The sequence below is a fragment of the Echinicola marina genome, assembly GCF_020463795.1.
Taxonomy (GTDB): Bacteria; Bacteroidota; Bacteroidia; order Cytophagales; family Cyclobacteriaceae; genus Echinicola; species Echinicola marina.
Genome location: NZ_CP080025.1, coordinates 5,187,911 through 5,208,390 on the forward strand (window position 1 = coordinate 5,187,911; position 20,480 = coordinate 5,208,390).

Sequence of the window (20,480 nt, forward strand, 5' to 3'; positions counted from 1 at the left end):
GATCTATATATTCAATTCCTAAAATTCTACATTTGTCTCAAAAACAAAAACGATCAAATAGCCATATGACACAGCAAGAAATCCTATCTGTAGATAATAAGCACATCTGGCACCCTTATACCTCTGCAAATAGAGCTATTGACAACCTTGTGGTCCAAGGTGCAAAAGGTGTTTATCTGGAACTTGGTGAAGGCAAAAAAGTACTCGATGGCATGTCCAGCTGGTGGTCTACGATCCATGGCTATAATGTTCCTGAGCTTAACCAAGCTATCCAAAAGCAATTGGAAAAAATGGCTCATGTGATGTTTGGAGGAATTACCCATGAACCAGCAGCATTTCTTACTAAAAAACTACTGGAAATAGCCCCTTCAGGACTCGAGCATATTTTTTTCAGTGATTCAGGTTCAGTTGCAGTGGAAGTAGCCATGAAAATGGCTTTGCAATACTGGCACTCTAAAGATCAGGGAAACAAAAACCGTTTTATTACGATTAGAAATGGTTACCACGGGGACACCTGGCATGATATGTCCGTTTGTGACCCAGTTACTGGCATGCACAGTATTTTCAATAACCGGCTTTCCCCTCAAATCTTTCTTCCAGCTCCTCAATCAAAATTTGATGGTCCACTCATTAAAAAAGAAATCCTTGAGATGGAAGAAGTGCTTTCTCAGAGGCACGAGGAAATCGCTGCTTTTATTTTAGAACCCATTGTCCAGGGAGCCGGTGGAATGCGATTTTACCATCCTGAATATTTAAAGGCGGTCAAACAGCTTTGTGAAAAATACAATATCCTGCTGATCGCTGATGAAATCGCCACTGGATTTGGAAGAACGGGAAAACTCTTTGCCTGTGAGCATTCAGGGATCAGTCCAGATATCATGTGTCTCGGAAAAGCCTTAACAGGAGGCTATATGTCCTTTGCAGCAACACTTTGCAGTACAGATGTAGCACAAACCATCTCCGATGGCAGTCCAGGGGTATTTATGCACGGCCCAACATTTATGGGCAACCCTTTGGCCTGTGCAACGGCCATTGCCAGCCTTGATCTCTTATTATCAAAAAATTGGAAACAAGAAATCCGAAATATTGAAAAACATTTAGGACAAAAATTATCTTCGCTGGCTAACTTAAATGAAGTAAACGATGTACGAGTATTGGGAGCTATCGGTGTAGTAGAAATGAAAGAAGCCGTGAATATGTCCAAAATCCAGCAAAAGCTATTGGAAAAAGGTATATGGTTAAGGCCTTTTGGCAAATTGATCTATACCATGCCGCCATTTAACATTACAGAAGAGGAACTTTCAAAACTAAGTTCAGGAATGGTTTCAGCCATTGAAGAATATTCCAAAGAACTTATGATCAAGTAGCAGAAAAGCCTTTTATAAAATTCAGGCTTAATCGCAACAACAATTACATTAATTTTGAAAAAAGCTAATAAAAATGACATTACTAGAAAAAATCAAAACCAATCCTGAAACCATCACTTTCCCAGAAGTAATCGCCTATATCGATGAAAATTATGATTTCATCCCTACCAAGTTTACGAATGGCGACACCACCAACGAGCCCAATCAAAACAATGGTTCCTGCAAAATTTTCAGTTTCGCCAAACTTCAAGGCTTCAATCAGGATCAAACCTTAAATCTATTTGGAGATTTTTACAGAGAGGAAGTTCTAGAAGACCCTAAAGGCACAGGCCATCAAAACATTCGCAACTTTATAAAGAGCGGCTGGGAAGGTATTCTATTTGATGGAGAAGCTCTTCAGGCAAAATAAGCATATTCAATTTTAACTAATATAAAACTGGTCGTAGCTTATCCTGCGACCAGTCCACTTTTTAATACAAGACCATATCGAGTCTTTATTAAGCTTATTTTTTTAAATTTAATTTTCAATTCCCTATAACCCTAATACCTACTAAACCATGCCAAAGACGATTTTCAAATCATTCCTTTTTACCATTTTCATTTGTTTATTTGCCAGGGAAGTTTCCTCGCAAACATCACCGGAAAAGATCAACTTTGTCAGGCAGGGGGTGAAAAGACTGATTTTTGACGAAAACCAGGCCATTCCATTGTCCAGTCTTGACCCAAAGGCAATTGTTGGGTTTTCATCCATGTATCCCCGTAAGACATATAGTGAAATAGCTGCAGATCTTAATACTGAAGGAGAAACACTCATTGTCCAATCACCACAAGAATCTGAAACCGCTGTTTGGTTTGGTGGTTTCAATCCCTTTGCTACCTATACCGTTGACTTGGAATCATGCTTAGGAAGTGGAGAAATTGGCTTTCAATTTTCGGATTCTAAAGACCAAAAACAATTCATCGTTAAAGTGGCCTATAAAGACAATATACTGACTGATGTAAAACTAAAAGTCACCATAAACCAGAAAACCATAACTGATCAGTCCATCGCAGTAAATAAAGAGGGGCCAAAAAACTTACAGGGTAAAATCATCCTGCAAATGCTTGGAAGCGGTTTGAACTTATATATCCATGATCAGGGCTTACCCAAGGTGATCGGTCAGAGCGACTTTAACAACTTTATTGACTTAAGAAAAAAAGAGTATATTCATTCCCTTCAATCCCAGCTCTACCTTCACCTTATAAACGGACAGGTTCAAATCAAGAAGGTGGACATGGCATTGACCACTGGGGTTGGTTTAGCAGACATCAGGACCATCACCTATGAAAATGGGGACCCAATGCTCGACCAAGGACGTCTTTGGTATACCATGTCCATTCGAGGACGGGCCCTTCCACATCATATCCAAGGCGTATTCAGCATGGATCCAACTGTCTTCGACATAAAACTGGAAGGTGTTATCCTATTTGACCGTAAAGATGGCCTGCTTAGAAATGAGATAGCTTCCCATTTATTTTATGACAGAAATGAGCAGATATGGAGAGGGCTGACCACAGGGTTCAGTGCTTATGCCTTTCCAGACAAAGAGAAAAAGCAATTACTGGCCATAGAAAGCAAAAGGGACCCCCGGTTTGGTTTTTCAGTAATGGATGCTGTTCCATTTGGAATGGTAGGTGATATTGAAGATCCTCATATTCTATTTGATGAGGAAGTTAACAAGTGGCGAATGTTGACCTGTGAGAACCAAGGTCAAGGTTATAAAGCCATCGTTTTGGAATCTGACTATTGGAACAAGGGATATACCAGAATATCCGGACCAGTAGCACATAATTCTACAGGTACATCTATTCAAAAAATCGGCGACAGTCGTTATTGTTTCTCTGGTAGCTCAGAAAGGGAAATTTTTATTTACAGCTATCCAGACCTCAAAGAAGTTGGTACTTTAAAAATGGATCTCCCACCTTGGGACAGTAATGCCGGCACCAGAGTATGGCCAAATATTGTCCAGTTGCCTGAAGGTTATCCTTCCCCCTATATTGCATTAATGATGGACCGCTATAACTATCCCGGCCTTACCGGTCCTAACTGGACCTATGGTGCGCTATACCTGTATCATGCTTACGATCAATAACCAATATGCTAGATGAAAGCTTATTTGAAAATATTATTATCCTGAATATTGGGTAGTTTTATTGGATATTGAAAACGCTATTCCAAGAAAGGCTTGGATAAAAAAGGATGCTTTTGAGGTTTTACCATATGGATGGGATTTTGGTTTTTCAAGAATGGATTGTATGCATACCTTGATTTTGGAAGGTGATGCTTAGTGATACACATTTGCACCAAAATCCCCCACACCGCCAAAAAAAAAACAATAATCAGACCTTAACCAATTTCCATTTACCCTTATTAAAAATCCAACTGCTGACCACTGCATGTACAGAGTGTCCTACGGCGATGGCAATAAACACGCCATTGGCCCCCAAATCAAAATGGTGAGCAAGTATATAGGCCAAAGGAAGCTGAAAAAGCCACAATACACAGATATTGATAATGGTAGGTGTACGCGTATCCCCTGCCCCATTCAAAGACTGGCTCATGACCATCCCGTAAGCAAAAAACACATACCCTAAACAGATAATTCCTAAACCTCTACCTCCTATGGAAACCACCTCAGGATTCGCATTAAACCAACCGATAATCCAGTCTCCACCCAAGAAAAAGATCAAACCGCAGGAACCCAAAAAAACAGCAGTATAATGAGCTGCCTTCCATGCTGATGCTTCCGCCCGATAGGGATGTCCAGCACCCAAATTCTGGCCAACCAAGGTAGCTGCTGCATTCGAAAACCCCATAGCCGGCAATAATGCAAAAATAATCAAACGGATAGCTATGGTGAAGCCAGCCAAAGCCACGCTTCCACTAATCGACACTATCCTCATAAGGATTATCCAGCTGGCAGATTCTATCAAAAACTGCCCCATTCCCCCTATGGCGATCTTAAGAATATTTTGTACCGTATGCCATTTGAAGCGCATCACTTCCCAACGGAAATTGATGACTGCCTTCCCGCTGAGTAAAACAGACAGTTGGTACAATACCCCAATGGACCTGCCAATAGTAGTGGCCCAGGCAGCCCCTTCCAATCCAAGCTCAGGGAAAAAACCTATCCCAAATATCAAAAGCGGATCGAGAAGTATATTGATGCCATTTGCCAACCAAAGTGTTCGCATGGCTATTACTGCATTGCCCGCCCCACGAAAAACCCCATTGATCAAAAAAAGGAGCATGATACTGATATTACCCGCAAAGATAATTTGGGTATAACGATAGCCATTTTCAACCAAATCAGCTTCTCCCCCCATCAATTGAAGTAACTCCTTGGCAAAATAAAGTCCCAGCACACCAACCACTACGGCCAAGACAGCACAAATACTGATTGCTTGAAAGGCAGCTTCTGAGGCAGCTTCTCTATTTTTCTCCCCTATCCTACGGGCCACTACCGCCGTAGCAGCCATACTCAAGCCAATAGCCACTGAATATACGATAGTTAAAACAGACTCGGTAAGCCCCACCGTGGCCACAGCCTGTACCCCCAGCTTGCCTACAAAGAAAATGTCCACCACCGCAAAGAGCGATTCCATTAACATTTCTAAAATCATCGGTATGGACAGGTAAAATATGGCCTTCCGAATACTACCAATAGTGTAATCTTCCTCTACGCCACTAAGGGCATTTTTTATATGCTCGATGATGCGCTTTAAAGTCATGGTTTTTCTGATATGTTCCATAGTAAAAAAATCCACTCCTAAATGGAGTAGAGAAATGGACCTCTTGCGAGGTTTATATTCCCGGTATTGAAAAATTATGACTTCATAAGACCCTAAATTTGGGAAATGAAAAGAAGAGAAACAATAGATTCATGATTTTTGATCAAAAAAGTGAAGCGGAAAAGTATTTTACTTCAGAAACATCCGGACATTTCTCCAATAATTCCTGATTTGTTACTTTCAACTTTGGGTGGACAAAATCCGGTAAAATTTCCGCAAGAGGAATCAAAACAAACTTTCGACCTGACATCATGGGATGAGGCACATTCAACCTTTCCGTATCAATCACCTGATCACCAAAATAAATAATATCAATATCCATCGTCCTATTCCCCCACTTGATGTCGCGTTCCCGTCCAAGTTGGTTTTCTATAGCCAAAACAATATCCAATACCTCCTCTGCAGGTTTGTCAGTAGAAAACAATACAGCCATATTAAGGTAATCACCCGAAGACTTCCCGCCCCAAGCCGCAGTTTCATAAATTCCAGACAGTTTAATGATCTCAAACTGTCTGCCCAACTCCAAAACAGCTTCCTTCAATAGCGCCTCCCTATCAGCTAAATTCCCTCCAATCAATAAAACTACTTTCTCCATAAGTGGGTTAATTTCAAAGTTCAAAACTAACAGAAATAAGAAAAAAGACTTAATTTCGGACATTACAAAAAAGTATTTATATGAAATTTTTAAGCAATGTATTCGCTGTATTAATAGGCTTATTTATCTTTTCCCTGTTTGGATTCTTTTTTCTTGCAGGACTAATAAGCCTTACAACTGCTGAGGACAAAGTGGCCATTGAGGACAATACCCTACTGCATATGAACCTTAATAATGTTGTTCTGATGGAGCGCACCGCTGATGACAATATGAATCTGTCAAGTTTCGGTTTGGTCCCTACTGCCAATAAAATTGGCTTGACTAATTTGAAAACGGCCATTAAAACAGCAAAAAACAATGACAAAATAAAAGGAATTTATTTGGAGGCTGGCAGTGTCATGGCCAATCCAGCAATGCTCCTCGAGTTAAGAAATTCGTTGGACGACTTTAAGTCTTCTGGAAAATTCATCATTGCCTACTCAGAATATTTTTCGGAAAACGGATATTTTCTTTCTAGCATTGCGGATGAGCTTTATATGAACCCAATGGGGGGATTAGAGTTTAATGGACTTTCATCTGAAGCTTTATTCTTTAAAGGTTTATTGGAAAAACTGGAAATTGAACCGGTGATCTTCAGAGTTGGAGAATACAAAAGTGCTGTGGAGCCATTTATTCTTGATCAAATGAGTGAGGCCAACAGAAAACAAACTGAAGAATTTTTGGGGGATATCAACCAATTTGCCATCAAAACCATTTCAGAAAGCCGAGATATCAACCTTGAAGAGCTTCAGAACATCAATGAACAGATGCTGATCAGAAAACCTCAAGATGCAGTTGATTTGGGGCTAATAGATGGCATATGGTATGATGATCAAGTCAAGGACCTATTAAGGGAAAAGATGGGAATTGCTGAAAATGGTAAAATAAAAACCATCAATATTACCGGCATCAATACCACTGCAAAAACCGAAAACATCACCGCCTCGGACCGAGTGGCAGTGATCATCGCTCAAGGAGAAATTGTCAGCGGAAAAGTAGAAAATGCGTTAAGCTCAGAAATTATAGCCAAAGAAATCAAAGATGCCAGACTCGATGACAATATCAAAGCCATCGTCTTGAGGGTAAATTCTCCCGGAGGATCAATATTGGCCTCTGATGTTATCTGGAGGGAAATGAATGAGGCCAAGAAAGTAAAGCCAGTAATTGCCTCCATGTCTGAGCTAGCCGCCTCTGGAGGCTATTATATTTCTGCTCCAGCGGATACCATCGTGGCCCAACCCAATACCATTACAGGTTCTATTGGAATTTTTGGCATGTGGTTCAATGCCAAAGGTCTGCTTAATAATAAACTGGGAATTACCACTGACGTAGCCAAAACAGGAGAATTCTCAGACTTTATGAACCCTACAAGGGCCTTGACGGAAGTAGAGAAAAACATTATCCAAAACCAAATTGAAGACGGTTATGACACCTTTATCCAAAGGGTTGCGGATGGCCGAGAGATGAGTAAAGAGGCTGTTTTGGAAGTTGCCAGTGGCCGGGTTTGGAGCGGAGTGCAAGCCAAAGAAAAAGGCTTGGTAGATGTATTGGGAGGCTTGGAAGATGCCATTGAAATTGCTGCTACCAAAGCCAATATTGAAGACGAATACCGTGTATTATACTTCCCGAAACAAAAGAACTTTATAGAACAAATCATGAGTGAACTAGGAACGGATATTGAAGCCAAATACATGAATTACCGTTTTGGGGAAAGCTATCAAATGTTCCAGCAAATTGAGAAGGTCAAAGATATGCAAGGCGTGATGGCACGAATGCCCTTTGATGTGATAATCGAATAAAGACCAGTCATCGGATTAAAGGAGGAGCATTTTTTAAGGTGCTCCTTTTTTTTTGAATAGTGTAATATAATTTTTCTCCTATGTCCAGAATTGCACCAAAAAGGATTAATATTCCAAATATCAACTCAAATAACAAAGGATTCCCTTAGTAATGGCCATATAAACCAATGAGTAATAAATTTACGAATGCGAAAGCAGATTCACATATTTTATTAAATGACGTCCAAAAACGCAGTTACTGGGAACATATGCTTATTAAAGTCCTCTAAATGGCAAATTTCAGGACTAAACTTTCTATGTTAATTCTCGAAACAATTGCTCTAAGTCATCAAAATCACGATTTCCTCTTTGCTCTTATACAAACTAGCACAAAAAAAGGGCTGCCCATGGACAGCCCTTCAACTAACTCACTTATCATTTAATTATCAGGAAATTTCTTTGGTATTATTGGCTCATAGAACCTCCCAATGCCCTATAAAGGTTAACTATACTTTTCAGCTTTTGGGTTTTTAACCCAACATAATCCAATTCAGCCTCCAAAGCCCTATTTTGGGAATTGATTACATCCAAATAATTGGCATAACCAACAGAAAACATCGTATTGGCATTGGAAATCGACCTTCTCAGTACCAAAACTTCATCCGTTTTAAGTGTCAATTGCTCATCGAGAGTAGAATAAACATTTACCATATCCAAGACTTCCAAATACGCATTCAATACCGTTTGCTCATAGTCTAAAAAGGCAATCTTTTGCGAGGCTTTTGCCTGCTCAAAAGAAGCTTTTATTCTACCCTTATTGAAGATAGGTGCCATTAAGTTGGCCCCTGCTTCATAAAAGGTAGATGCTGGACTTAGAAACAATTTACTAATGTCAAAAGCATTAAAGCCTACTCCACCGACCAGATTTAAAGAAGGGAAAAATGCCGCCCTGGCCACTTTTACATCGGCCTTTGAAGCTTCCAGCTCCATCTCTGCCTGTCTAATATCTGGCCTTCGTTGAAGCAAATCCGCTGGTATACCAATTTGGATAATCTCAGGGACAAAGTCCACCTGAGACAAAGTAGTCCTCTGCAATCCATCCTCATAAGTCCCCAACAAGCTCATTAAGGCTATTTCAACGGATCTTAACTCCCTTTTCTTTTGTACTAATAGGGATTTTGAATTCAGCAATTGGGCCTCAAACTGGTCTACTGCTAGCTGGGTTTCCTTTCCTGATTCCTTAAGGTCTTTGGAAAGTTTAAATGCTGTCTCCTGATAAGCAATATTCTTGGATAGAATGATAACCTCTTCATCCAAACCTACCATTTCATAATACAACTTAGCTACATTGGCAATCAGCTGAGTCTTGACCATATTGGCCGCCTGCTCAGTAGCCAGCCAGCGTGCCATTGCTGCCTTTTTTCTATTGGAAAATTTACCCCAAATATCCAATTCCCAAGCAAACTGGGCACCAAGTACGAAATCCTTATAGGGAGATGGTATTTTTTGGTCCTCAGAAAGATTATCAGAAAAATTGGTATCATAATTCCCCACTCCATCCATGGTATAATCTCCAAATTTTTTCTGCCTTGCTCCAACTATAGCGCTGATTTCAGGTAACACACCTAGCTTCCCTACTTTCATCTGGGAATTGGCGATGCGAATTCTTTCTAAAGTCTTTAAGACATCTTGGTTATTTTCAATTGCTTTTGAAATCAATCGCTTTAAACGCTCATCTTCAAAAAACATCCTCCAATGCTCTTCAGCCAAGGTTTCCACCGAATCCTGGATTACACCGTAATCATCCGGAATAGTCAATTCTTGATCTTGGGCGATCTCACCAGTTTTACAGGACCAGGCCAGCAATAAGGTAAAAAGACCGCTAAATATTACTCTTTTATTCATCATGCTTTTTCTGCTGCTTTTTCTATTGGTTCTTCTGACTTTTTCTTAAAATGTGTACCGATTGATTCAAAGACCACATATAGACCTGGAATCAAGAAAACGCCCACTACGGTACCTATAAACATCCCACCAGCTGCAGCGGTACCAATAGTACGGTTACCAATGGCGCCTGCTCCCGTGGCAATTGTTAAAGGAATCAAACCACAAACAAAAGCAAAAGAAGTCATCAAAATAGGACGTAATCTCTCCACTCCACCTCTAATAGCTGACTCGATAATTCCCAAGCCTCTATTTCTGTTCTGAATGGCTATTTCAATAATCAGAATGGCATTTTTACCCAATAGACCAATCAACATCACCAAGGATACTTGGGCATAGATATTGTTCTCCAAACCTGTCAATTTCAACAATAGGAAAGCACCAAAAATACCTGCAGGAAGGGATAAAATCACCGGCATAGGCAACATATAGCTTTCATACTGGGCGGCCAATAATAAGTACACAAAAACCAAACAAATAGCGAAAATATACAGGGCTTGATTTCCTGATGCAATCTGCTCTCGGGTAATGCCTGACCAATCAATATCAAAACCTCTTGGTAGGAACTCCAAGGCTGTAGCTTCCACTGCTTGGATAGCATCTCCACTACTAAAACCAGGCGCCGCTTCGCCATTGATCATCGCGGAAGTGTACATATTGTACCTGGTCAACTGCTCCGGTCCATACACCCGCTCCAAGGTCACAAAGTTGGAATAAGGCACCATATCTCCATGGGAGCTCTTGGCATACATCTTTAGCAGGGATTCAGGATTGGTCCTGTATTCAGGTGCTGCTTGGATCATCACTTTGTACATCTGTCCAAAGCGGATAAAGTTCGAAGCATAGAAACTACCGATAAAACTCTGCAGCGTCTCCATGGCTTCCTCTACTGAAACCCCTAATTTAGAGGCCTTATCATGATCTACATGAAGAATATACTGAGGGAAATTTGGATCAAAGTTGGTAAATACACCATTTAGCTCTGGTTTTTCATTCAATGCAGCCACAAAGTCCTGGGTAGTTTTGGCTGTAATACCCAGCGGCCCACCAGTTTTATCCAATAGCCTCATCTCAAAGCCAGAAGCATTACCAAAACCAGGTACACTTGGAGGAGGGAAAAACTGAATTTCTGCACCTGTAATATGGCTCACCCTACCTTCATATTCACGAATTAGCTCAGCCACACTCATGTCCCTGTCTTCCCAAGCTACCAAGTTGATCATCCCCATACCATAGGATGCTCCGGCTGTTTCTGTAAGCAAACTATAACCCGCAAGGGTGGAAATGGTTTCTACCTCATCCAAAGGCAATAAAGCTGCTTGAACATCATCCAAAATCACTTTGGTTCGTTCCACTGTTGCTCCTGGAGGAGTGGTAACATTCACATAGATCATACCCTGGTCTTCTGTTGGAATGAACCCAGTAGGCAGGACACTGTTGATGCCAAAAGTGGCCAAAAAGAATACTGCCAAAATTCCGAAGGTAATTGACTTCCTCCCCACAATGGCCTTAAGTACACCGGCGTATTTCCCTGAAAGTTTATCATATCGGCTATTGAAACCATCGAAGAACTTCTGCATAAAACCTTTGGGCTTGCCCTCTTCATGATGATTGGGCTTCAATAACAAACTACAAAGTGCTGGTGAGAGTGTAAGTGCATTCACCCCGGAAATCACAATAGCAATCGCCAGGGTCAAGGAGAACTGTCTGTAGAAAATACCAACAGGACCTGACATAAAGCCAACAGGAATAAATACTGCTGACATTACCATGGTAATGGCTATAATTGCTCCGCCTATTTCCTTCATCGCAGAAATGGTCGCATCCTTGGCACTCATTTTATCCTCATGCATCTTCACATGGACCGCCTCTACCACTACAATGGCATTATCAACCACAATACCAATCGCCAGCACCAGTGCAAATAAAGTCAATAGGTTAATAGAGAATCCAAATAGATCCATAAAGAAGAAGGTACCAATCAATGAAACCGGTACAGCAATGGCTGGAATCAAAGTAGATCTAAAATCCTGGAGGAAGATAAACACCACTATGGACACCAGAATAAAGGCCTCAAGCAAGGTCTTGATTACCCCCGCAATCGAAGCATCCAGAAATCTTGAAACATCATAAGAAACATTATAGGTCATGCCTGGAGGAAATGAACTTCCCTTCAACTCCTCCATTTTCGCCTTGATGGCATTGATGACATCACGGGCATTGGAACCAGGACGCTGCTTGATCATAATAGAGGCTGATGGACTCCCATCAGTTATAGAAACCATATTATAATCTTCCGAATCAAATTCTACCTCGGCAACATCTTTGATTTTCAGTAATGAACCATCAGGAAGCGCTTTAATGGTAATATTTTCATAATCCTCTTCCTTATTGAACTTTCCTGTATAACGAAGGACATATTGCAGCATCTGGGGATCTTTGTCTGAACTGATGCCTGATTTTCCGGGTGCAGCTTCCACATTTTGGCTTCTGATAGCATCCGTGATGTCTTGTGGAGAAATATCATATGCCACCATTCTGTCAGGATTCATCCAGATTCTCATGGCATAATCCCTTACCCCCATTATTTCACAAAAACCAACACCATCAATCCGCTTCAATTCCTTCAACACATTGATGTCGGCAAAATTATAAACAAACTTTTCATCTTGGGTGGAATCAGAACTCATCAAATTGAGGTAAAGCAACATACTGTTCACCTCTTTTTCTGTCATTACACCCGCTCTAATAACTTCCTCAGGAAGTTCATCTATCACCGTAGAGACCCTGTTCTGCACATTCACCGCTGCTTGGTCGGGATCTGTGCCTACCTTAAATACTACCGTGATCACCGTCACACCGTCATTGGTATTTACGGAATTCATATAAGTCATCCCCGGAACACCATTAATGGCTCTTTCCAAAGGAGTGGCCACAGCCTTGGCCAATACCTCTGCGTTTGCACCTGTATATTGAGCAGTAACCGTCACTGAAGGAGGTACAATCTCCGGGAATTGGGTCACTGGCAATGAAGTCAATGATAATAATCCGACCAAGGTTATGATCACCGAAATGACCGTGGATAAAATTGGTCGCCTAATGAATATTTCAAACATACTCTAGTAAATCTTTTTAGCTATTAGGTTCTTATAAGGAATTGTATAAAGTGTCATAGGCTTCTTCATCTGAAACACTAACTGGTTCAATGACACTTCCGTCCTTCACCTGTTGTATACCTTCATAGATGATCCTATCACCACTTTTGAAACCTTCAGCCACATAAAACAACCCAAACCTTTTAATCGGCCTGAAACTCCTCACCTGCACTTTATTCTCTTCATCCAAGATATATACGTAGGTAAAATCCTGGATCTCAAAACATGATTTCTGAGGAATCAAGAAGATATTGTTCATTTCATTGGTCATTTTGATCTTGCCGCTGGCACCGTGCTTGATCAAACCGTCAGGATTTGGAAATCTCACCCTAAAAGCAATAGAACCGGTTCCTTTTTCAAAATCTGCCTCCATGGTTTCCAGTTTCCCCTTATATGGGTATTCTTGACCATCTGATAATATCAAGGTCAATTCCTTTTCTAACACTTCTGACTCTCCTGACTCCAGTTTTTCACGCATAAACCTCAGGTATTCGTTCTCATTTACCTTGTAGTAAGCAAAAATCTCTGAAATATCTGTGATATGGGTCATCAGATCCCCAGTAGTCACCAAACTACCCGTTTTAAAAGGAATCCTATCCACGATCCCATCAAATGGCGCTTTGATAGTTGTATATGAAAGTCCAGTTTTGGCATTTTTAAGCATGGATTCGGCCTCCATAATTCCTGATTGGGCCATTTCATATTTGGCTTCTGCCAATTCCAACTCGGATGAAGTAATGATTTTCTTATCTACCAAAGTCTGTAGCCTCTCTACTTCAAGTTTAGCTGCCTGAGCCTCGGCTTTGGCCTGCATCAACCTTGCCTGGTTACTATTCACTTCTTCAAAAAGCTCAGCTGAACTCAACTTAAACAATGGCTGTCCTTTTTTCACATAGGCACCTTCATCTACAAAAATATCATCCACAAAGCCCTCTACTTTTGCCCGGACCTCCACAAACTGGACTGCTTGAATATCGCACACATAAGTCTGAGGTACCTCAATTTTCTGTGGCGATAATTTCATGGTTGGAATCTTTAAAGGCTTTTTCCTTTTGAATTCTTTGGTATTTCCTTCATTGCACGAAAATACAAGTGGCATGCAGACTAATAGTAACAAGAATACATGCGAGCATTTTCTTAAAGAAATTCGTTGATTCAAGAGTGGTATCATAAATGTAGTATGGTTATACGGTAGCAAATAACTTTTATTCGTTCAAAACTTAATTCAAAATGCCAAACAACTCCCTTTCACCATGATCTAATCATGATTAACGGGTAACCCAATGGCTATTTTGGAGATTATTTTACTGATCGATTGTTTAACCGATATTCTATCTAAGGTTGTTTTAAATGGCCGGAAAGTTCAAAATCAAAAGATCCACTGGACGGACTTTTGCACCTCCCTATTATCCATTTTTCATTGTGTCAACCTAAACTTGAGTGATTAAAGAAGAAAAACCATGAAATCTTTTACTTCACGGAAAATTCCCCTATAATGTAGAATAAAACATAAAGCTCAATGAAAGGACGTTTTACCTAAACGATAGCTTTCACTTACTTCTCGATCATTAAGTGCAAAAATATATTTTTCGCAATCCGACGGTCATATTATTACATGATCGGTCATAATTTTGTCCAAAAATTCCACACTTTTTCGATCTAACAAATATTACACCAAAAAATAAATAGGAAATCAAACCAAAACACTAAAACAATATAATCACCATAAACAAAACAAATACTCAACCATCAACCATAGATTGATTCCAAAAACCTGTAAAAAGTTGAAAAAAATTCTTACAATATATTTTCCGCAATCAAAAAACAGGCCCGAAGACCTTCTTATTTCCACTAATTACATGTAAGAAACAACACCTTTAGGTCCAAAACTATTTTTTCATCTAAGTTCGTCCAAATCATAATCTTTCCCTATCCCCCACCTGAGCAACTCTTCCATTTCATAGATTTCGAGCGTATCCCTATCCTTAACCTTAAAATTATCCCTACCTATTTTGGCTAACACCTCTAACTCCCGCTTCTCACCATAATTGGTCAAACAATAAACCCTACCTACCCTTAAATTATCCAATGATATTGCCATGATCTATTTTCTCTCTATACTTCATTAATTTACCAACAGCATCATTATAACCCTTACATAAGAAAAGCTAAATTTTATTCAGCCCGAAGCTTTATAGCTTTCTTCCGAAAGTGATTAACGAATCTTCAAAAATACTCCATTAAACAGAAACTATCATAAGAATATAGCTGTATATTTTTCTTTACATAAAGACACATACAGTAGCTTCCAGCATAATTTTCCCTCCTATCTCTTCTATTTCGCAGATTACTGAGAATTAATGGACTTGAAGCCCCAAACCTGGAACAAAAAATTAAAAGTATTTTTCGTAACAAACGCACATATAATTTGATAAAATACTAAATTTACAGCCTAATCATTAAAAGTTCACCACAAAATGGCCATGATTAAAAAGTTTATCATCGATTTTGACAGTACATTTACACAAGTAGAAGCTTTAGACATTCTAGGAGAGATCAGCTTGAGAAATGACCCCAAAAGAGATGAAAAATTAAAAGCGATCAAAGACATCACTGACCTAGGCATGGAGGGAAAAGTTTCCCTAAGAGAAAGCTTAGAAAAAAGAATTGAAATCCTTTGTGCCAACAAAGGACAAATCCAAGAACTCGTTGAAGAGCTAAGTAAAAAGATTTCCAAATCTTTCCAGAGAAACAAAGAATTTATCCAGGAAAACGCGGAAAACATTTATATTATCTCTAATGGTTTCAAAGATTTCATCACACCGGTAGTTGCAAAATATGGGGTGGATGAGAACAATGTGTTTGCCAATGAGTTTGTTTACGATTCGGATGGAAATATTGTCGATTTCAACCGGGAAAACTTGCTTTCCAAAAACAATGGAAAACCGGAAACCATTAAGACACTTAACCTTGAAGGAGATGTGTATGTAATAGGTGACGGCTACACAGATTATGAAATCAAGGCCTCAGGCCTAGCCAATAAATTTTACGCATTTACAGAAAACATCAACCGTCCAAAAGTTTCTTCTAAGGCTGATCATATCGCCCCAAGTTTAGACGAAATTTTGTATGTTAACAAAATGAATAAGAAATACTCTTACCCTAAAAGCCGGATCAATGTACTCCTGCTTGAAAATGTCCACCCTATTGGGGTAGAATTGATGAAGCAAGAAGGCTACAACGTGGAAGTTGTGAGCTCTGCTATGTCTGAAGAAGAACTGTGCGAAAAGATCAAAACGGTATCCATTATTGGTATCCGATCAAAAACCCAGATCACCAAAAAAGTTTTGGAAAATGCCAACAGATTGATCGCAGTAGGCGCCTTCTGTATTGGGACCAACCAAATTGATCTGGAAACATGCCAGGAAAAGGGGATTGCGGTATTCAATGCCCCCTTCAGCAATACCCGATCTGTTGTAGAATTGGCCATTTCCGAAATCATCTTCTTGATGAGAAATCTTCATGACAAATCCTTGAAGATGCACCAAGGCGTTTGGAACAAATCTGCCAGTGGTAGTTTTGAAGTAAGAGGCAAAAAACTGGGTATAATCGGCTATGGTAATATCGGTGCCCAACTTTCTGTTTTGGCAGAAAACATGGGCATGAACGTATTCTACTATGATATTGTCGAGCGATTGGCTTTGGGAAATGCCACCAAAGTGGATTCTTTGGATGAACTTTTGGAAACCTGCGACATCATTTCCCTACATGTGGATGGACGTAAGGAAAACAAAAACATCCTTGATAAAGACAAGATCGCCAAGATGAAAAAAGGCGCTATTTTAGTTAACCTGAGTCGGGGTCACGTAGTGGATGTACCTGCCCTCAAAGAAGCCCTTATTTCTGGAAAACTGGCAGGTGCAGCTGTGGATGTATTCCCTTCAGAACCTAAAAACAACAGTGAACCGTTTGAGTCAGAGCTCAAAGGATGTCCAAACACCATACTTACGCCCCATATCGGAGGAAGTACCCTTGAGGCCCAACAAAACATTGCTCAGTTTGTTCCGGGAAAAATCATTGAATACATCAATACAGGAAACACATTCAATAGTGTAAACTTCCCGAACATCCAATTGCCTTTCTTAAGAGATGCCCACAGACTGATCCATATCCATCACAATGAACCTGGAGTACTGGCTAAAATCAATCAAGTTTTGGCTAGCTACAAAATCAATATCGTTGGCCAATATCTAAAAACCAATGAAAAGATTGGTTATGTAATTACGGATATTGATAAAGCCTACGAAACAGAGGTAATTGACGCATTAAAGGAAATCGAAGGAACAATCAGATTCCGTATCCTTTACTAAATCATATAGCAACAAACAATTAACCTATACAACTATAAAAGGAGAGTCAATCATCGGTATTGCTCTCTTTTTTTATAGGTGAAAATTTTGAGGGGATAAAAATAAAAAAGGAACGGGTCTTAGAGTGTTACAAACCTCTTTATAGACAAGATTTGAGCTGCCAGGGTTTCGCAACCTTCCACTGTTATCCTGCTTCCGAAGAAACGAGGTCCCGATAGCTATCGGGATGAGGCCTGGTTTTGAAAAAAGGCTTCACTCGGTATTTTTGTTAATTGTGAAGTTTGAACATGTCGGCGACCCGAACCTTCTGCAAATATACAAATAAGATTGAGGAATGATAAAAATATCCATAGAGATCTAAAAAACCAACAAACACATTCCATTTAACTATAAATCAATCAGTTACAAAACAAGCAATAGCAATGCCCTATTATCAAAATATCCTAACATTGTTTTGATAAAAACTACCAAAAGTCCCTGTATCTAAGAGGAAAAACCAAAGATTTATCGTCAAGCACATTGATTATTTACCCAATAGAAAATATTGCAAAAAAAATCTGCTTAAACTTAAGTCCGTGAATAAAATATCAATACAACACAAGCCTTCTTCATTTTGGATTAGGTTATTGAATGTTTTTTTTATTAAATTATGAAGATTAAGTCAATATCAGAACAAAAACTTGAGCCCTCTTTACCCATATTAACATTCAACTATTTTATTCATTTTTAATTATTTTCACTTCATTTAAAATCATAACTTCGCACTATATTTAGCAGCTTAAGAAATGTATACAATTAAGAAACTCATTGTTTGCCTAGACCACACAGAAATGGATGAAACATTGGTGAAATTCGCTTCTTTTATAGCGAAGATCAACCACACCAAAAAGATCTATTTTACCAATGTGATCAGAAACCTTCAGATTCCAAAAGACATTTTGAAAGAATTCCCCAATCTAGTCGAGAACATGATAGAGGAAAGAAAAGGGCAAATGAAAAATTTGGTTGACCAACATTTTGATAAAGACCTAAAGATTGAATTAAGTTATGTAGTGAAAGAAGGGCAGCTATCGAAAAAAATCCTAAAACTAGCCCATGAGAAATCTGCAGACATGATCTTGGTGGGAAGAAAGTCTACCCTTTCTGGCAGTGGCGTTGTTTCACAACGATTAGCCAGAAGAGCATCTTGTTCCCTTATGATCGTCCCTGAAAGCTGCACAAGCCCTAAAGTGGAAAAATTATTGGTTCCAAGTGACTTCTCTGACTATTCTAAAGACGCTTTGGAAGAGGCGATCATGATCGCAGAACGCCACGGAAGCCATGTGGAAATTATCTGCCAAAATGTATTCTCAGTTCCTTCTGGCTACCACCTTACAGGTAAATCTTATGAAGAATTTGCAGATATCATGAAGATAAATGCTCAAGTCAACTTCAAGAAGTTCATCAGGAAAATTGACACTAAAAATGTCACTATTCACCCAGTTTACACGGTAGACAATAACGATGATCCTGTGGAAGACATTTTCATGAAAGCCCAAGAAGCCAATGTGGATGGAATTATCATAGGTGCCAAAGGAAGAACAGCAGCAACTGCCCTGTTTATCGGCAGCATGGCTGAAAGGCTTATCCAGCTTAATGACAAATTCCCACTTGTAGTTACCAGACCTAAAGGTAAAAATGCTGGAATTTTAGACTATATTCTAGAAATATAAAATTAACCATAGCAATATTCTATTTTGCAAAAAATCCATACTTGGTCGAAAAGCCAAGAGAAAGGCCGTCTAATTTCTGACGGCTTTTTATTTATCAAAAAAAAACACTTAAACCAATTAACCCTCAAAAGTAAAAAACCAAGGCAATCTAAGCACTTCCCTACTTCCTTAACTTTTTATATTTTATGTAAAAAGCCATTAAACTTATGCATAGATTAGAAGTCTAAGTAAAGCATGAGACCATTGGATGACTTAGCCATTTTAGCACTTATAAAAGACCCTTCCACTAAAGAAAAAGGATATCGTCAGTTGGTAGAGCAATACCAAGTAAGGGTATATGGCATCATCAGAAAAATGGTTTTGATCCATGAGGATGCTAATGACATCACGCAAAACACTTTTATCAAAGCGTTCAAAAACATCGACAAATTTAAGGGTGACGCCAGTATTTTCACTTGGTTATATCGCATAGCAACCAATGAAAGCCTCAACTTTTTAAACAAAAAAAAGAAACGTATTTTCTTCCAAATTGATGATCATATCATGAAAATGGAAAACTACTTGGAAAAATCACCACATATAGACGGGGATAAAATTGAAGTTTTATTACAGAAGGTTTTGCTCAAATTACCAGAAAAGCAAAGACTGGTTTTTAACCTCAGGTATTTCGAGGAATTAAGCTATGAAGACATAAGTACCATTACCGAAACTTCCGTGGGTGCATTAAAAGCCTCCTATCATCATGCGGTAAAAAAAATTGAAAAGGAAATCAAAGAAGAATAAACCTTATAGGTTTTTCATTGTCTAAGTAATGAAATATGAAAGGATTACCAAAAAATAACGTATTCAAAACCCCCGAAGGATATTTTGATAGACTTGCTGACAATATCCTTGAAAAAAGACAGCAAGAGACCCGACAAGTCTATTTTACACGCTGGGCTGCAGCTGCAATTTTGGTTCTTGGCTTGGGGCTTTCTATATTTAAATTATCGACAAATTCATCAGAAGACCTTTCCAATACTTATGCACTGGACCAGGAAGTAGAGTTAATGATTGATCAAGGCGAATGGTATGCAGAAGATATACTTTCACTCAGTGATGACCCCAATGCTATTCTAGATCAGATCATTGAAGAAGAATGGGGAGCTTATGAGGTAAGTGAAGCTGAGCTAGAACATGAAATATGGACATATTAAAAACGAAAGAAATGAAAACCCTGTTCATCCTATTGATATCTTGTATAACCTCCCTTTCAGCACTGGCCCAAAGAGATGAAGGTAGAAGATTTGATATGGAAAAATTTGAGGCTGCCAAAATAGCCTTTCTGACCCAAAGGCTGGATATCAGTCCGGAACAAGCAACTGAATTTTGGCCCATTTACAATCAATTTGATGAAAAGAGAAAAGGGGTCCATATGGAACTAAGAAAGGCCATGCATCAGAAGACAGAGAATATAAGCCCTGAAAAAGCTACTGAATTGATCAATAAAAAATTCGAATTGCAACAAGAATTACTAGACATTGAAAAAAAATTTAGCAAACAGGTACTAGAAGTGCTAAGTCCAGTGCAGGTTTATAGACTGGGGGAGATAGAAAGAGAGTTTTTAAGGCACCTCTACAGAAGCACCAGAGATGGAGGAAGGCGTGAACCTGATGGCTCATGACCTAAATTGAGCAAAAAAGAAATCGA

General features: G+C 39.3%; 15 protein-coding genes. 9 read left to right on the forward strand and 6 right to left on the reverse strand.

Features of this window, described 5'->3' with window-relative positions:
* Positions 1-65: 65 nt before the first annotated feature.
* The 3 genes from bioA to KZP23_RS21130 all read left to right on the forward strand — a co-directional run bounded on the left by bioA (position 66) and on the right by KZP23_RS21130 (position 3,499).
* Positions 66-1,367, forward strand: a complete 1,302-nt coding sequence (gene bioA, locus KZP23_RS21120) for an adenosylmethionine--8-amino-7-oxononanoate transaminase (RefSeq protein ID WP_226333798.1) — start codon at positions 66-68, stop codon at positions 1,365-1,367.
* A 73-nt stretch (positions 1,368-1,440) separates the two neighbouring features.
* On the forward strand, positions 1,441-1,776 hold the full coding sequence (locus KZP23_RS21125; RefSeq protein ID WP_226333799.1) for a HopJ type III effector protein: 336 nt from the start codon (positions 1,441-1,443) through the stop codon (positions 1,774-1,776).
* Positions 1,777-1,924: 148 nt separating this feature from the next.
* Complete coding sequence (locus KZP23_RS21130; protein ID WP_226333800.1) at positions 1,925-3,499, forward strand: hypothetical protein; 1,575 nt, start codon at positions 1,925-1,927, stop codon at positions 3,497-3,499.
* Between the two features lie 247 nt (positions 3,500-3,746).
* Here the strand turns inward: KZP23_RS21130 and KZP23_RS21135 are convergent, their stop codons facing one another.
* Together KZP23_RS21135 and folK are read right to left on the reverse strand one after the other, a co-directional pair.
* Positions 3,747-5,138: an MATE family efflux transporter gene (locus KZP23_RS21135; RefSeq protein ID WP_226336565.1), complete on the reverse strand. Its 1,392-nt coding sequence runs from the start codon at positions 5,136-5,138 to the stop codon at positions 3,747-3,749.
* Between the two features lie 163 nt (positions 5,139-5,301).
* Entirely contained in the window at positions 5,302-5,793 is a 492-nt protein-coding gene (gene folK / locus KZP23_RS21140) for a 2-amino-4-hydroxy-6-hydroxymethyldihydropteridine diphosphokinase (RefSeq protein WP_226333801.1), read from the reverse strand.
* Positions 5,794-5,873: 80 nt separating this feature from the next.
* On the opposite strand from folK, the gene sppA reads away from it, so the two are divergent.
* Positions 5,874-7,631: a signal peptide peptidase SppA gene (gene sppA, locus KZP23_RS21145; protein WP_226333802.1), complete on the forward strand. Its 1,758-nt coding sequence runs from the start codon at positions 5,874-5,876 to the stop codon at positions 7,629-7,631.
* Positions 7,632-8,075: 444 nt separating this feature from the next.
* Here sppA and KZP23_RS21150 read toward each other — a convergent pair whose 3' ends face one another.
* The 4 genes from KZP23_RS21150 to KZP23_RS21165 form a co-directional block, all read right to left on the reverse strand.
* Positions 8,076-9,518, reverse strand: a complete 1,443-nt coding sequence (locus KZP23_RS21150) for a TolC family protein (RefSeq protein WP_226333803.1) — start codon at positions 9,516-9,518, stop codon at positions 8,076-8,078.
* Entirely contained in the window at positions 9,515-12,670 is a 3,156-nt protein-coding gene (locus KZP23_RS21155) for an efflux RND transporter permease subunit (protein WP_226333804.1), read from the reverse strand. Before KZP23_RS21155 ends, KZP23_RS21150 begins: the two co-directional genes overlap by 4 nt.
* Before the next feature lie 31 nt (positions 12,671-12,701).
* Entirely contained in the window at positions 12,702-13,733 is a 1,032-nt protein-coding gene (locus KZP23_RS21160) for an efflux RND transporter periplasmic adaptor subunit (protein ID WP_317198023.1), read from the reverse strand.
* 873 nt (positions 13,734-14,606) lie between these two features.
* The gene (locus KZP23_RS21165; protein WP_226333806.1) at positions 14,607-14,810 is read right to left on the reverse strand and encodes a hypothetical protein; all 204 of its coding nucleotides are present in this window, start codon (positions 14,808-14,810) and stop codon (positions 14,607-14,609) included.
* A 376-nt stretch (positions 14,811-15,186) separates the two neighbouring features.
* Here KZP23_RS21165 and serA point away from each other — a divergent pair, with 376 nt between their 5' ends.
* The 5 genes from serA (at position 15,187) to KZP23_RS21190 (ending at position 20,454) form a co-directional block, all read left to right on the forward strand.
* The gene (serA, locus tag KZP23_RS21170) at positions 15,187-17,079 is read left to right on the forward strand and encodes a phosphoglycerate dehydrogenase (protein WP_226333807.1); all 1,893 of its coding nucleotides are present in this window, start codon (positions 15,187-15,189) and stop codon (positions 17,077-17,079) included.
* Positions 17,080-17,864: 785 nt separating this feature from the next.
* The gene (locus KZP23_RS21175; protein WP_226333808.1) at positions 17,865-18,791 is read left to right on the forward strand and encodes a universal stress protein; all 927 of its coding nucleotides are present in this window, start codon (positions 17,865-17,867) and stop codon (positions 18,789-18,791) included.
* Positions 18,792-19,025: 234 nt separating this feature from the next.
* Complete coding sequence (locus KZP23_RS21180; protein WP_226333809.1) at positions 19,026-19,574, forward strand: RNA polymerase sigma factor; 549 nt, start codon at positions 19,026-19,028, stop codon at positions 19,572-19,574.
* A gap of 35 nt (positions 19,575-19,609) precedes the next feature.
* On the forward strand, positions 19,610-19,987 hold the full coding sequence (locus KZP23_RS21185) for a hypothetical protein (protein WP_226333810.1): 378 nt from the start codon (positions 19,610-19,612) through the stop codon (positions 19,985-19,987).
* Between the two features lie 11 nt (positions 19,988-19,998).
* A complete protein-coding gene (locus tag KZP23_RS21190; protein WP_226333811.1) occupies positions 19,999-20,454 on the forward strand; it encodes a Spy/CpxP family protein refolding chaperone in 456 nt (151 codons plus the stop codon).
* Positions 20,455-20,480: the final 26 nt, after the last annotated feature.